The organism is Luteimonas saliphila, from assembly GCF_016774335.1.
GTDB lineage: Bacteria > Pseudomonadota > Gammaproteobacteria > Xanthomonadales > Xanthomonadaceae > Luteimonas > Luteimonas saliphila.
Genome location: NZ_JAETWA010000019.1, coordinates 1 through 13,042 on the forward strand (window position 1 = coordinate 1; position 13,042 = coordinate 13,042).

The 13,042-nt window shown below is 71.6% G+C and carries 10 protein-coding genes and 1 pseudogene; 6 read left to right on the forward strand and 5 right to left on the reverse strand.

The genetic code is table 11. The features are described from left to right. The coding region (locus tag JMO03_RS04825; RefSeq protein WP_202840734.1) for an NAD(P) transhydrogenase subunit alpha part 2 at nucleotides 1-287 on the forward strand (287 nt) is incomplete at its 5' end. Continuing rightward, complete coding sequence (locus JMO03_RS04830; RefSeq protein ID WP_202840732.1) at nucleotides 284-1,684, forward strand: NAD(P)(+) transhydrogenase (Re/Si-specific) subunit beta; 1,401 nt, start codon at nucleotides 284-286, stop codon at nucleotides 1,682-1,684. The genes JMO03_RS04825 and JMO03_RS04830, both read left to right, overlap by 4 nt. 291 nt (nucleotides 1,685-1,975) lie before the next feature. On the opposite strand, the gene JMO03_RS04835 is transcribed toward JMO03_RS04830, so the two are convergent. The 5 genes and pseudogenes from JMO03_RS04835 to JMO03_RS04855 all read right to left on the reverse strand — a co-directional run bounded on the left by JMO03_RS04835 (nucleotide 1,976) and on the right by JMO03_RS04855 (nucleotide 9,041). Beyond that, the gene (locus tag JMO03_RS04835; protein WP_202840886.1) at nucleotides 1,976-2,509 is read right to left on the reverse strand and encodes an outer membrane beta-barrel protein; all 534 of its coding nucleotides are present in this window, start codon (nucleotides 2,507-2,509) and stop codon (nucleotides 1,976-1,978) included. A gap of 265 nt (nucleotides 2,510-2,774) precedes the next feature. After that, nucleotides 2,775-3,413 carry a ligase-associated DNA damage response endonuclease PdeM gene (gene pdeM / locus JMO03_RS04840; protein ID WP_202840888.1) on the reverse strand — a complete coding sequence of 213 codons (639 nt, stop codon included), beginning with the start codon at nucleotides 3,411-3,413 and terminating at the stop codon, nucleotides 2,775-2,777. Between the two features lie 109 nt (nucleotides 3,414-3,522). Next, a pseudogene (locus JMO03_RS04845) lies at nucleotides 3,523-6,219 on the reverse strand (ligase-associated DNA damage response DEXH box helicase); the annotation flags it as partial. A 98-nt stretch (nucleotides 6,220-6,317) separates the two neighbouring features. Further along, a complete protein-coding gene (locus JMO03_RS04850; RefSeq protein ID WP_202840892.1) occupies nucleotides 6,318-8,042 on the reverse strand; it encodes a cisplatin damage response ATP-dependent DNA ligase in 1,725 nt (574 codons plus the stop codon). 3 nt (nucleotides 8,043-8,045) lie between these two features. Then, nucleotides 8,046-9,041, reverse strand: a complete 996-nt coding sequence (locus JMO03_RS04855; RefSeq protein WP_425491778.1) for a ligase-associated DNA damage response exonuclease — start codon at nucleotides 9,039-9,041, stop codon at nucleotides 8,046-8,048. A 538-nt stretch (nucleotides 9,042-9,579) separates the two neighbouring features. Between JMO03_RS04855 and JMO03_RS04860 the strand changes: the two genes are divergently transcribed. From JMO03_RS04860 to JMO03_RS21465, 4 genes are all read left to right on the forward strand, one after another. Next, nucleotides 9,580-9,969 carry a YciI family protein gene (locus tag JMO03_RS04860; protein ID WP_202840894.1) on the forward strand — a complete coding sequence of 130 codons (390 nt, stop codon included), beginning with the start codon at nucleotides 9,580-9,582 and terminating at the stop codon, nucleotides 9,967-9,969. A gap of 70 nt (nucleotides 9,970-10,039) precedes the next feature. Next, a complete protein-coding gene (locus tag JMO03_RS04865; protein ID WP_202840896.1) occupies nucleotides 10,040-10,471 on the forward strand; it encodes a DUF1801 domain-containing protein in 432 nt (143 codons plus the stop codon). A gap of 177 nt (nucleotides 10,472-10,648) precedes the next feature. Continuing rightward, complete coding sequence (gene putP, locus JMO03_RS04870) at nucleotides 10,649-12,136, forward strand: sodium/proline symporter PutP (RefSeq protein WP_202840898.1); 1,488 nt, start codon at nucleotides 10,649-10,651, stop codon at nucleotides 12,134-12,136. Nucleotides 12,137-12,185: 49 nt separating this feature from the next. Further along, nucleotides 12,186-13,001, forward strand: a complete 816-nt coding sequence (locus JMO03_RS21465; RefSeq protein ID WP_202840900.1) for a DUF6597 domain-containing transcriptional factor — start codon at nucleotides 12,186-12,188, stop codon at nucleotides 12,999-13,001. Nucleotides 13,002-13,042 lie beyond the last annotated feature (41 nt).

A 13,042-nucleotide genomic window follows, 5' to 3' on the forward strand; every position in this document is an offset into this window, starting at 1 on the left:
TGTACATCTTCATGCTGGCGGCCATCGCCGGCCACGTGATCATCTCGCGGGTACCGGTGATCCTGCACACGCCGCTGATGTCGGGCAGCAACTTCATCCACGGCATCGTGCTGATCGGGGCGATGGTGGTGCTGGGCCATGCCGACACCCCGCTGGAGAAGGCGATCGGTTTCGTCGCGGTGCTGATGGGCGCGGGCAACGCCGCCGGCGGCTACGTGGTGACCGAGCGGATGCTGGAGATGTTCAAGTCGTCGAAGCCGTCTCCGTCCAGGGAGCCCGGGGCATGAGCGGCGCCGACCTCCTCGACCTGCTGGTCAAGACCAGTTACCTGATCGCGGCCACGTTGTTCCTGCTCGGCCTGCAACGCATGGCCTCACCCAGGACCGCGCGCAGCGGCATCCGCTGGGCCGGGCTGGGCATGGTCATCGCCACCCTCGCCACGTTCTTCCTGCCCGACCTGCACAACATCCCGCTGATCCTGGCCGCCACGGCGATCGGGACCGCGATCGCGTGGATCTCGGGCAAGCGGGTCGCGATCACCGACATGCCGCAGATGGTGGCGCTGTACAACGGCCTCGGCGGCGGCTCGGCGGCGGCCATCGGCGGCGTGGAACTGCTGCGCTGGTCGGCCGCGGGCCAGGCGAGCGGGCCGGTCCCGCTGGTGCTGGCGGTGCTGGGCGGGCTGATCGGTTCGGTGGCGCTGTCGGGTTCGATCATCGCCTGGGCCAAGCTCGACGGGCGCATGGACAAGCGCTACGCGTTCCCGGGCATGCAGGCGTTCAATTTCCTGGTGTTCGCCGCGGCCATCGTGCTGGGCGGGCTGGTGGTGTGGTCGCTGGGCGCGCCCTGGATCGTCGCGTTCTTCCTGGTGGCGCTGGCGCTGGGCGTGCTGATGACCCTGCCCATCGGCGGCGCCGACATGCCGGTGGTGATCTCGCTGTACAACGCGCTGACCGGCCTGGCGGTCGCGTTCGAAGGCTACGTGCTGGGCAACGAGGCGCTGATCATCGCCGGCATGATGGTGGGCGCGGCGGGCATCCTGCTGACGCGGCTGATGGCCAAGGCGATGAACCGCTCGATCAAGAGCGTGCTGTTCTCCAACTTCGGCGGCGGCGGGGCTTCGGCGGCCGAGATCAGCGGCTCTCAGAAGCCGATCGAGGCCGCCGACGTCGCGGCGATGATGGCCTTCGCCGAACGCGTGGTGATCGTGCCCGGCTACGGCATGGCCGTGGCCCAGGCGCAGCACAAGATCTGGGAGCTGACGCAGCGGCTGCTCGAGCGCGGGGTCAAGGTGAAGTTCGCGATCCACCCGGTGGCCGGGCGCATGCCGGGGCACATGAACGTGCTGCTGGCCGAGGCCGGCGTGCCCTACGACCTGATCGCCGACATGGACGACATCAACCCGGAGTTCGCCAACACCGACGTCTCGCTGGTGATCGGCGCCAACGACGTGGTCAACCCGGTGGCCAAGACCGACCCGGCCAGCCCGATCTACGGCATGCCGATCCTGGACGTGGTGAACTCGAAGAACACCATCGTCATCAAGCGCGGCAGGGGCACCGGGTTCGCCGGCATCGAGAACGCGCTGTTCTACGCCGACAACACGCGCATGCTGTACGGCGACGGCGCGGAGATGGCCAGCGCGCTGGTGAGCGAACTCAAGGCGCTCGACGGCGGGCATTGAGCCCGTTGGTCATTCGGCATCGGTTGAAGGCCGAGGCGTGCGACAGGATGGACCGAGGCCGCGCTTCCACGGACCCGTCACCGCCTCGGCGGCGTGGACCACGGGTGTGCGATCGATCATCGGGCCCGGCGCCGCCCAGCTGGAATCGCCGGCAGACCGTCTGCTCCTGCCGGCTGACGGCGACCGGCAATGCGGAGCCGATGGAGCAGCGATCGCGTGCGACCTGCTCATGCCCCGGCCCGGCGCCATCCCCGGCCGGCGAGCCTTGCGGCCGCCGGCCGGAGCCTGCGCTCAGAAGTCGAAGCGGACCTGGACCTGCGCTGCGTCGACGTCGATGTCCTCGACCTCGGTGCGGGTGACTTCGCCGCGGAGCGAAAGCAGGTCGTTGAAGCGGTACTGCACGCCGACGCCGTAGACCGGGTCGCTGCCGTCGTCCTTGCCGGTGCCGGTGAGCCCGGGGATCGCGGTGTCGAGCTCCCAACGCTGGATGCCGCCCTTCACGTAGCCGGAGAAGTTCTCGGTGAACGGCAGGATGCCGACGGCCGTGAGGTAGGCCGAGCTGAGCTCGAGGTCCGCGCCGGCCGCGCCCGGGGACAATTGTCCGAAGTCGGTGTATCCGGCCTCGAGCGCGAAGTTGCGGTGGAACTGGTAGCCGCCGAACACCGAGAACGCGGTGTCCTCGTCGTCGTAGGCGCGCTCGTCGACGAGCGCCTGGCCGGCGCCGGCGCCGGCGTAGAAGCCCGGATCCTGCGCCTGGGCGCCGAAGGATGCCGCACCGAACAGGGCGACGGCGAGGGTGGTGGCGAGCAGCTTGGGGGTACGCATGGGACATCTCCTGGGTGGGGGAATTGCGGGAGCGGCTCGACCCGTCGTGTGTCGAAGGGCCGCCGTTCGCCGTGCAGGAGAAAAGTTGGGTGTTCCAGATCGGAAACGAAGTCCGTTGTTCTGGATTCTTTATCCCATGAGAGTGGCCAATAACTACCGCTGTCTGCCGCGCCCCGGGTCGCCGGCCGGCGAGCTGCCAGGCGCAGGCCACGACTGCACCGCGCCCGATGGGGAGCCGGCGACGCCTGGAGCAGCCGCGACCTGCTCACGGCATCCGCAACAACTGCCTGCCATCGCAGAGCACGCTGCTGCCGCTGTCCGCGCGCGGCACGGGATGGCCGCCGGTGAAGGCGGAGAACGCCGGCAGCACGGTGATCGACGGACGCAGCCAGAACATGGGATGGCGGCCGGTGCCGGGCAGGCGCAGCACCGGGTGCAGGTGCCCGCAGAGCACGTGGCGATCCGGCCTTTCGCGTGCGGGCGGAGCGTGGCGGAACTCGAACGGCGCCTCGAGGAAACCTTCCGGCACGCGTTCGACGCCCGCGGCCGCCGCATCGAACGCGCGGTCGTGGTTGCCCGGCACCACCGCCATCGCCACCTCGCGATGCGCTTCGCGGAACGCGCGCCACGCCGCATCGACCGCGGCATGGCGCCGCGCGTGCAGGAAGTCGCCGAGGATCCACAGCGACGACGCGGACGTGAGCGCGAGCAGCGCGTCGAGCCGCGCGAGGTCGTGCGCGGTGCCGCCGCTGGGCACGGCGATGCCGGCAGCGCGAAAGGTGTCGCCCTTGCCCAGGTGCAGGTCGGCGATCAGCAGGCGCGCGCGTGCGGGCCAGTACAGGGCGCGATCGGCGAGCACGCGGACGGGTTCGCCGGCGAGGGTCAGGTCGAGGGTGTCAGGCATTGCGGGATGGGCGTGTTGCGGTGGCGGGTGTGGGGGGCGGGGTGCGTTCGGGTTGGCGTGGGGTCCCGGATGCGCTGCGCTTATCCGGGCTACGGGCGGTGCGGGGGCGGTGGCGGTGTTCTAGGCGGTCGGCGACGCGCTGGACGCGGGTGCGCCAGTCCTCGCTGCTGAGGGTACCGCGCATCGCTTCGGCCCACAGCGGGAACGACAGCGGGGTGAGCGACTTCGGGCGGCGCAGGTCGAGGGTGGCCGCGTGGCAGCGCGCCAGCGTCGCCTGCAGGGCGCGCACTTCGAGCTGGGCCTCGAACACCTCGCGCTCGGCCTGCTGCAGCAGCAGGTGGCCGGGGTCGTGTCGCTGCAGCACGTCGAACAGCAGGCCGCTGGAGGCCTGCAGCTGGCGCAGGCTGCGCAGCGCGCGCCCGGGCAACGACGGCGGCAGCAGTCCGGCCACGCGCGCGATCTCGCGGAACTGGCGGCGCGCGAGTTCGGCGAGGTTGGCGCCGGACCGCAGGTCGTCGTGCAGGCCTTCGGGCGACAGCAGCGCGCGCAGGATATCGACGTCGATCGCCGGCTGCGCCTGCGCGGTCAATGCCAGCCCGTAGTCGTTGACCGCGAACGCGAACGTGTTGGGCGCCAGCCGGCTCCAGCGCAGCGCGAGCAGCGCGGCCAGCCCCTCGTGCACCCCACGCCCGGCGAAGGGATAGACGAACAGGTGCCAGCCTTCGCGCGTCTTCGCGAATTCGGCGAGCAGCGTGCCCGGCGCCGGCAGCGCCGACAGCGTTTCCTGCAATGCGAGCAGCGGCGCCAGCGCGCGCAGTTCCGGTCCGTCGCGCGGACCGGCCAGCACCTGCGCCACCCGCGCGCCGAGCTCGCCCGACATCGGCATGCGCCCGCCCTGCCAGCGCGGCACGATGCCGTCGCCCTTTCTCGCGATGCGCACGTACGCGGCCATGTCCTGCAGGCGCACCAGCTCCAGGGTGCGGCCGGCGAACTGGAAGCGGTCGCGCGGGCGCAGGCGCGCCAGGAACCCTTCCTCCACGCTGCCCAGGGTGGCGCCGCGCAGCAGCTTCACCTGCAGCGCGCCATCGCTGGTGATGGTGCCGATCGACAGCCGGTGGCGCAGCGCGATGCGGCGGTCGTGCACGCGGTACACGCCGTCGTCGTCGCGCACCACGCGCCGGTATTCGGGATAGTGCTGCAGCGCCTGGCCGCCCTGGACGACGAAGGCGAGCACCGCGTTCCACTGCACGTCGCTGAGCACCGCGAACGCATGCGTGCCGCGCACTTCGTCGCGCAGCGCATCGGCCTCGAAGCCGCCACCCAGCGCCAGGGTGACGCAGTGCTGGGCGAGCACGTCGAGCGAGAGCCGCAGCGGCACGCGCGATTCCACTTCGCCCGCGGCCAGCGCCTTGCGCGCGGCGGCGTATTCGGCCAGTTCCAGCGCGTGGGTGGGCACGCAGACCACGTGCCCGGCTTCGCCCGGGCGATGGCGCGCGCGGCCGGCGCGCTGCAGCAGCCGCGCCATGCCCTTGGGGCTGCCGAGCTGGATCACCTGGTCGACGGCGGGGAAATCGACTCCGAGGTCGAGGCTGGACGTGGCGACCACGCAGCGCACGCTGCCCTCGCGCAGGCCCTGCTCCACCGCGGCGCGCAGCTTCGGGTCGAGCGAGCCGTGGTGCAGGGCCAGGGTTTCCGGCGCGTCCAGCCAGGTGGCGGCCAGCGCGCGATGCCAGAGTTCGGCCTGCGCACGCGTGTTGGCGAACAGCAGCGTCGTGCCGGCGGCCTGCAGCCGCGCGGCCACGCGCTGCACCTGGGACAGGCCGAGGTGGCCGGCCCACGGGAAGCGTTCGCCGGCCTCGGGCAACAGGGTGTCCAGGGTCAGGCTGCGCGGTCTGGCTGCCTGCACGATCGCCGCGCCGGGTGCGTGCGGCAGCAGCACGTCTCGCGCCTGTTCGAGGTTGCCGAGCGTCGCCGACAGGCCCCAGGTGCGCGCCTGCGGCGCCCAGGCGCGCAGCCGCGCCAGCGCCAGTTGCAGCAGCACGCCACGCTTGTTGCCGAGCAGTTCGTGCCATTCGTCGACCACGATCGCGCGCAGGCCGGAGAGTTGCGCGGCGGTGTCGGGATAGCTCAGCAGCAGCGCCAGCGACTCGGGCGTGATCACCAGCGCATCGGCACCGCCCTGGCGCGCCAGGCGCTTGTCGCGCGCAGTCGCGTCGCCGGTGCGCATCGCCACGGTCCAGTCCAGGTCGAGCGCGGCGATGGGTTCGCGCAGGGCGCGCGCGGTGTCGTTTGCCAGCGCACGCAGCGGCGTGATCCAGAGAAGGCGGGTGCGGCCAACCGACGGCACCGCTGCCCTCCTGTCATTTCGAGCGAAGCGAGAAATCTGCTCTGCGGATACCTCCAGATTCCTCGCTTCGCTCGGAATGACAGTGGGGGAGAGGCGCGGGGTTGGATCGGGTCGCGCCTTCGGTGCGTCTGCGGCCAGTGACTCTGGTTGGCGTGACGTCTGTGCCGTCAACACGCTTGCCGTCTGCGTCTTCGATGCGATTGCCGTTTGCTTCTTCAACGCGTTTGCCGCTTGTACTTTCGACGCACGTGCTGTTTGTGCGTTCGATGCGTTTGCTGTCTGCGCGATCGACGCGCGCGCCGATCGCGCCCTGGCAGTCTTCGCCTGCGCAGCGTCCCTTGCCGCTTTCGCCTGGGCCGCCTCCACCAGGGCGTCCAGTAGCGGCCCGCCCAGCGCGGCCAGGGTCTTGCCGCTGCCGGTGGGCGTGACCAGCAGGCCGGACTCGCCACGCCGCCAGCGTCGCCAGGCCTCGCGCTGGAACGGCGCCGGACTCCAGCCCTGCGAGGCGAACCAGGCGGCGAGCGGCGCATCGAACGACGCGCGCGTCGCGGTCGGCTTCATCGCGCCAGCGCCTTGAGCGTGTCGAGCCGGTCGGCCTCGGCCGCGGGCTTGTCGTGGCGCCAGCGCAGGATCCGCGGGAACCGCACCGCGATGCCCGACTTGTGCCGGGCCGAGCGGTTCACCGCCTCGAAGCCGAGTTCGAACACGTGCTGCCCCGGCACCGAGCGCACCGGGCCGAATCTTTCCAGCGTATTGGCGCGGATCCAGCGGTCGAGCTTCAGGATCTGCGCATCGTCCAGGCCGCTGTAGGCCTTGGCCACCGGCACCAGCGCGTCGCCGTCCCACAGGCCGAAGGTGTAGTCGGTGTAGAGCGTGCTGCGGCGGCCGTGGCCGGATTGCGCGTAGATCAGAACAGCATCCACCGTGAGCGGATCGATCTTCCACTTCCACCAGTCGCCGCGCTTGCGGCCGGACTGGTAGGCGGCGTCCGCGCGCTTGAGCATCAGGCCCTCGACGCCCCGCTCACGCGCCTGCGCGCGCAGCTCCGCGGCGTGCGCCCAGTCGCGCGCGGCGACGAGGGGCGAGGCGACGATGCGCGGATCGTCGTGCACGGCCAGCAGCGCCTCCAGCGCCGCGCGACGTTCGTGCTGCGGGCGTTGCCGCCAGTCGACGCCCTCGAGTTCGAGCAGGTCGTACGCCTGCACCCGCACCGGCGTGTCGGCCAGCGTCTTGGCGCCGGGCTTGCGCCGCTGGATCCGGGTCTGCAGCGCGGTGAACGCCAGCGGCGCATCGTCGTCCGCGCGCCAGGCGAGCAGTTCGCCGTCGAGCACGCAGTCGCGCGGCAGCGAGGCCGCGGCGGCCTCGATCTCGGGAAAGCGGCCATCAAGGCGTTCCTCGCCGCGCGACCACAGCGCCACCGCGGCGTCGCGGCGGATCAGCTGCAGGCGGATGCCGTCCCATTTCCATTCCAGCAGCCAGTCGCGCAGCGGGCCGAGCGCGCGTTCGATCGCGGCCGGATCGTTGGCGAGCACCGGCGCGCCGGGATCGACATCTTCAGGTTGGGCCTCCTTGGCATCGTCTTCAGCGATCGGCGCCTCGTGCGCCGCCTCCGGATCCCCGCGCAACACCGCTTCCAGCGGTGTCGCCAGGAAAAACGGATAGGGTTGCTGGCGGTCGCTGGCGAGCTCGCCCGGCGAGAGCAGCATCTCCAGGAACGCGGGCGTCGGCGCCCATTCGCCGAGCATGCGCTGGGCGATGCGGGCGATGTCGATGCCACTCATCTCGGCCAGCGCCTGCTGCACCAGCCGCTGCGACACGCCCACCCGCAGCGCGCCGGTGAGCAGCTTGTTGAACAGCAGCCGCTCGTCGAAGGCGAGCATGCGCCAGGCCTCGACCACCACCGCGCGCCGCACGTCCTCGTCGCGGTTGGCGACCGGCAGCAGCCGGCGCTCGATCCAGTCGGCCAGGGTCACGTCCTGCGCGTCCTGCGCGGGATCGTCGAGCAGCAGGGCGAGCGTTTCGGCGAGGTCTCCGACCTGGTCGTAGCTGTCGTCGACCAGCCAGTCGGGCAGGCCCGCCTCGGCGGCGATCCAGCTGCGCAGCTCGCGCGTGTTGGCGATGCGCTGCTTCGCGCCCGCGACCTTGCCGCCGGCCAGCAGGTGCAATGCCCATGCCGCGTCGCGCGGCGGCGCCTCGCGGAAATACCGCGCCAGCGCCGCGCGCTTGTCGAGCGTGGCGGTGCTGCGGTCGAGGTCGCGGTAGAGGCTGGCGAAGCGGCGCATGCCTCAGTCCTCGTCCCCATAGCCGGTGCGGAAGGCGCCTGCATCGAGCCCGTCCTCGCACAGCTTGCGCACGATGGCGTCGGTGTTGCCGTGGGTGGCGATCACGCGGGTGGCGCCGGTTTCGCGCACGGTGCGGATCAGGTCGGGCCAGTCGGCGTGGTCGGAGACCACGAAGCCGCGGTCGTAGTTGCGGCGGCGGCGGTTGCCGCGGATCCGCATCCAGCCGGAGGCGAAGCCGGTCTGCGCGCGGCGGAAGCGGCGCATCCACGCGCTGCCCGCGGCCGAAGGCGGCGCCAGCACCAGTTTCCCGGCGAAGTCCGCACCCTTGGCGAGTTCGGAGACCGGCTCGGTCGGCGGCAGGGCCACGCCCGCGCGCCGGTAGACCTCGACGCCGGCGGCGATCGCGCCATGCAGCAGCACCGGCGCATCCACATGCGGCGCCAGCTCGGCCAGCACCCGCTGCGCCTTGCCCAGCGCGTAGCAGAACAGCACCGCGGCCACGCCCTCGGCCTCGCAGTCCTCGCGCCACTGCGCGATCTCGCGCGCCACCTCGCCCGTGTCCGGCCAGCGGTACACCGGCAGGCCGAACGTCGCCTCGGTGATGAAGGTGTCGCAGGGCACGACCTCGAACGGCGCGCAGGTGGGATCGGGCTGGCGCTTGTAGTCGCCCGAGGCCACCCACACCCGGCCCTGCGCCTCGATCCGCACCTGCGCCGAGCCGAGCACGTGCCCGGCCGGATGCAGCGAGACCCGCGCGCCACCGACTTCGAACGGCTCGCCGTGTTCGCGCGCGTGGTAGCGCTGCGGGCCCAGCCGCCATTCCAGGATCGGCAGGCTTTCGCGCGTGCAGTGGTATTCGCCCATGCCGGCGCGCGCATGGTCGCCATGGCCGTGGGTGATCACCGCGCGCGGCACCGGCCGCCACGGATCGATGTGGAAGTCGCCCGCCGGACAGTACAGGCCTTCGGGACGCAGTTCGACCAGCTCGCGCACGCGCACCTCCGCGCTCAGGCGCCGACCGGTGCGCCGTGCGGGGGCGGCGCGAGGATGGAGACGCCGCTGGAAAGCGGACAGGCGTGGCGGGCGGGCATCGGGCGGTTTGCGCGGTCGTGAGGGCGTCGAGACTGGACCAGCGCGCGTGCAGGCCGGGCGAACGCGCCGTGGCCCGAAGACGGGGCCGGGTGTTCATCATTGGCGCGACTGCGTCTCGCAGATCGAGACGTCGACCTCGCACGGCTCGCCCCCCCGGATCCGCCACCACGCCCCGTAGCCCGGGTAAGCGCAGCGCACCCGGGGGGCAGTCTCCGTCTCTCATCGCCCGCCACGCCCGCGACCCGGATGCGGCCTTTGGCCCTATCCGGGCTACGACCACCCGATGCCCGCCACGCCTATGTAGCCCGGGCAAGCGCAGCGCACCCGGGACAACCTCGCTCCTCCCCGTCCGGCGCAGGCGACCCCGGCCATCACGCCATGTCCCGCACTTCCCCACGCACACGGATCGCGTTAGCGTCCGCGCTCCGCCTTCGAGACCGCCCGCATGACCAAGGACAGCGACCGCCAGGAGTTCCTCGTACTCTCGCGCGGACAGTGGAACCGAGACGCCGAACCCGAGGCCATCCAGGCCTCGATCGACGCGTTCTATCCCTGGCTCGAAGCCCACATCGCCGCCGGGCGGATGAAGACCGGCGAGCGGCTGGCGCGCGCGGGTGCGACGGTGTCGCGCAAGGGCGTCGCCCTCGACGGTCCGTTCGGCGAGACCAAGGAACTGGTCGGCGGCTACTGGTTCGTGGTCGCGCCCACGCTGGAGGAAGCCGCGGCCCTGCTCGCGACCAGCCCGACCCTGGCGCACGGCCTGTTCTACGAACTGCGGCCGCTGGAACTCGAAGGTGCGAGCGCCTATGCGCGCACCAGCGAGACGCCCGACTGAGGGCCGCCCAGCGGACCTTCGAGGAAACTCCGTCCTCCACGCCGCACCCGAAGTCTCCGAGCCTGCGGACATGACCCGCAAAGCCGCCCGTCCGGCGCCCACCCGCCACGCCACCGCCGCCGATACCACCGCAGCGGTCGACGCGCTCATCGCCGCGCTTGCGCATCCGCACAAGCCCGGCATCGAGGCGTTGCGCGCGGCGATCCTCGCGGTCGATCCCGCGATCGCCGAAGGCGTGAAGTGGAATGCGCCCAGCTTCCGTACCGGCGAGTACTTCGCCACCTTCCACCTGCGCGCGAGGGCCGGGATCGCGCTGATCCTGCACCTGGGCGCGAAGGCGCGGGCGTTGCCCGAAGGCGGCCTCGACATCGACGATCCCGACGGACTGCTGGCATGGCTCGGCAAGGACCGGGCGCAGGTCGTGTTCGCCGACGAGGCCGACGCTCGCAGGCGCATCCCCGCGCTGCAGGCGGTGCTGCGACAGTGGATCCGCGCGGTCTGACCCCCCCGCCGACGCCGGAGGGCTGACGCACGAGCCCGGCCGACGTTCCGCCCGCATGGTCGCCCTGTCCCGAATTCCCCGGGGGCGGCGCCGATGCCGGCTCCGGGCCCGGGTGCGGTTTTCGGTCGTCGCTGCTTTCGTCCACACTCTGCCGCTGCCACGCCACCGGACGCCCTCATGGCCTTCAGCTCGCCGCTGTTCATCACCTTCGCCGCCTACCTGCTGCTGATGGTCGGGATCGGCTTCGTGGCCTGGCGGCGCACCCGCACCTTCGACGACTACATCCTCGGCGGGCGCTCGCTGGGCAGCTACGTCACCGCGCTGGCGGCCGGCGCCTCGGACATGAGCGGTTGGCTGATGATGGGCCTGCCCGGCGCCCTGTACCTCGGCGGCGCGTCGGAGGTATGGATCGCGATCGGCCTGGTGATCGGTACATGGTGCAACTGGAAGTACGTCGCCGGCCCGCTGCGCGTGTACACCGAACGCACTCGCAACGCGCTGACCCTGCCGGACTACTTCACCCACCGCTTCGAGGATCGCAGCCGCCTGCTGCGGATCCTCGCCGCGCTGGTGATCCTGGTGTTCTTCGCGATCTACTGCGCCTCGGGCATCGTCGCCGGCGCGCGCCTGTTCGAGAGCATGTTCGGCCTGCCGTACGCGCAGGCGATGTTCTGGGGCGCGGCGGTGACGATCGCCTACACCTTCATCGGCGGTTTCCTGGCGGTGAGCTGGACCGACACCGTGCAGGCGACGCTGATGATCTTCGCCCTGCTGCTGGTGCCGGTGTTCGCGATCCTCGGCGTCGGCGGACCGGCGCAGGCGCTGGCGCTGGTGGAGCAGGTCGATCCGTCGCGCCTGCAGTGGGTCGGCGCCGGCGGCGCGGTGGCGATCGTCTCCGCGCTGGCCTGGGGGCTGGGCTACTTCGGCCAGCCGCACGTGCTGGCGCGGTTCATGGCCGCCGACAACCTGGCCACGATCCCGCGCGCCCGCCGCATCGCGATGGGCTGGATGATGCTGTGCCTGGCCGGGGCGATGGCGACCGGTTTCTTCGGCATCGCCTGGTTCGCCGCGCATCCCGAGGCCGCCGGGCCGGTCGACGCCAATCCCGAGCGCGTGTTCATCGCCCTGTCCGGGTTGCTGTTCAACCCGTGGATCGCCGGCGTGCTGCTGTCGGCGATCCTCGCCGCGATCATGAGCACGCTCTCGGCGCAGCTGCTGGTGTGCTCGAGCGCGCTGACCGAGGATTTCTACCGCGGCTTCGTGCGCCCGCGGGCGGGCCATCGCGAGCTGGTGTGGTTCGGCCGCGCGATGGTGCTGGCGGTGGCGCTGCTGGCGATCTGGATCGCGCGCGACCCCGACAGCCGCGTGCTCGGCCTGGTCGCCTATGCCTGGGCCGGGTTCGGCGCGGCGTTCGGGCCGGTGGTGGTGCTGTCGCTCACCTGGAAGCGGATGACCCGCAACGGCGCGCTGGCCGGCATGATCGTCGGCGCCGCCACTGTGATCGCGTGGAAGCAGACCGGCAGCCCGCTGTACGAGATGGTGCCCGGGGTGGTACTGGCGACGACCGCCATCGTCATCGCCAGCCTGCTCGACAAGGCGCCGTCGCAGGCCCTGCAGACGCAGCACGAGCAGGTGCGGCTGACGCTGCGCGAGAACGGCTACTGATGGTGGATCGCCTGCACGCGTTCGCAGTCGGCAAGCCGGTCGCACCGCCGTGAGCGCGACCGCGACCTATGCGTTGATCCCGCCGGAGACCAGCGTGGCCCACCTGGTCGACTGCTTCTGGGTGGTGACGGACGACGACGCCACGCCCGGCGAACGCAAGATCGTGCCGGACGGCTTTCCCGAGCTGGTCTTCCACCATGGCGACCCCTACGAGATCCGGCTGGCGGACGGCGCATGGATCCGGCAACCGCGCGCGCTGGCGGCGGGCCAGCTCTCGCGCTACTTCTTCCTGCGCAATACCGGCCGCACCGACATCACCGGGGTCAAGTTGCGGCCCTGGGCGCTCGCGCAGCTCTGCGCCCGGCCGATGGCCGCGCTGACGGACCGAGTGCCGGCGCTGGACGCGGTTTGCGAGCGTGCCAACGTGCTGGAAACGGCCGCCGGTGGCTGCCCGGACACGGGCGCGCGGATCGCGGCATTGTCCCGTGCCCTGCTCGAAATCTGCCCGGCCGGCGCGCCGCCGGAAATGGTGACGTCTGCGATCGCGCTGATCGTCGCGACGCAGGGACGCCTGCCGGTGACGGAGATCAACGCCCGCCTCGGCACCCATCCGCGCAGCCTCGAACGCGCGTTCGCGCGATGGATCGGACTGACGCCGAAGCTCTACTCGCGCGTGATCCGCCTCAGCACGATCTTCAGGGCCGCCAGCGGCGAGGCAGGCAACCTGAGCGACCTGTCGTTCCACGCCGGCTACTACGACCAGCCGCACTTCCACCGGGAGTTCAAGGCGTTCACCGGCGAGGCCCCGTCGAAGTATCCGTTCGCGCAGCCGAACATGGCCAACCTGTTCCTCAACCGGGCCTGATCCCGGCCCTGTCGGTTCCGTACAAGACATCCTCCGGCGGG

Coding starts and splice junctions, on each gene's coding strand:
- JMO03_RS04830 (WP_202840732.1), top strand. CDS start 284: ATGAGCGGCGCCGACCTCCTCGACCTGCTGGTCAAGACCAGTTACCTG.
- JMO03_RS04835 (WP_202840886.1), bottom strand. CDS start 2,509: ATGCGTACCCCCAAGCTGCTCGCCACCACCCTCGCCGTCGCCCTGTTC.
- pdeM (WP_202840888.1), bottom strand. CDS start 3,413: ATGCCTGACACCCTCGACCTGACCCTCGCCGGCGAACCCGTCCGCGTG.
- JMO03_RS04850 (WP_202840892.1), bottom strand. CDS start 8,042: ATGCGCCGCTTCGCCAGCCTCTACCGCGACCTCGACCGCAGCACCGCC.
- JMO03_RS04860 (WP_202840894.1), top strand. CDS start 9,580: ATGACCAAGGACAGCGACCGCCAGGAGTTCCTCGTACTCTCGCGCGGA.
- JMO03_RS04865 (WP_202840896.1), top strand. CDS start 10,040: ATGACCCGCAAAGCCGCCCGTCCGGCGCCCACCCGCCACGCCACCGCC.
- putP (WP_202840898.1), top strand. CDS start 10,649: ATGGCCTTCAGCTCGCCGCTGTTCATCACCTTCGCCGCCTACCTGCTG.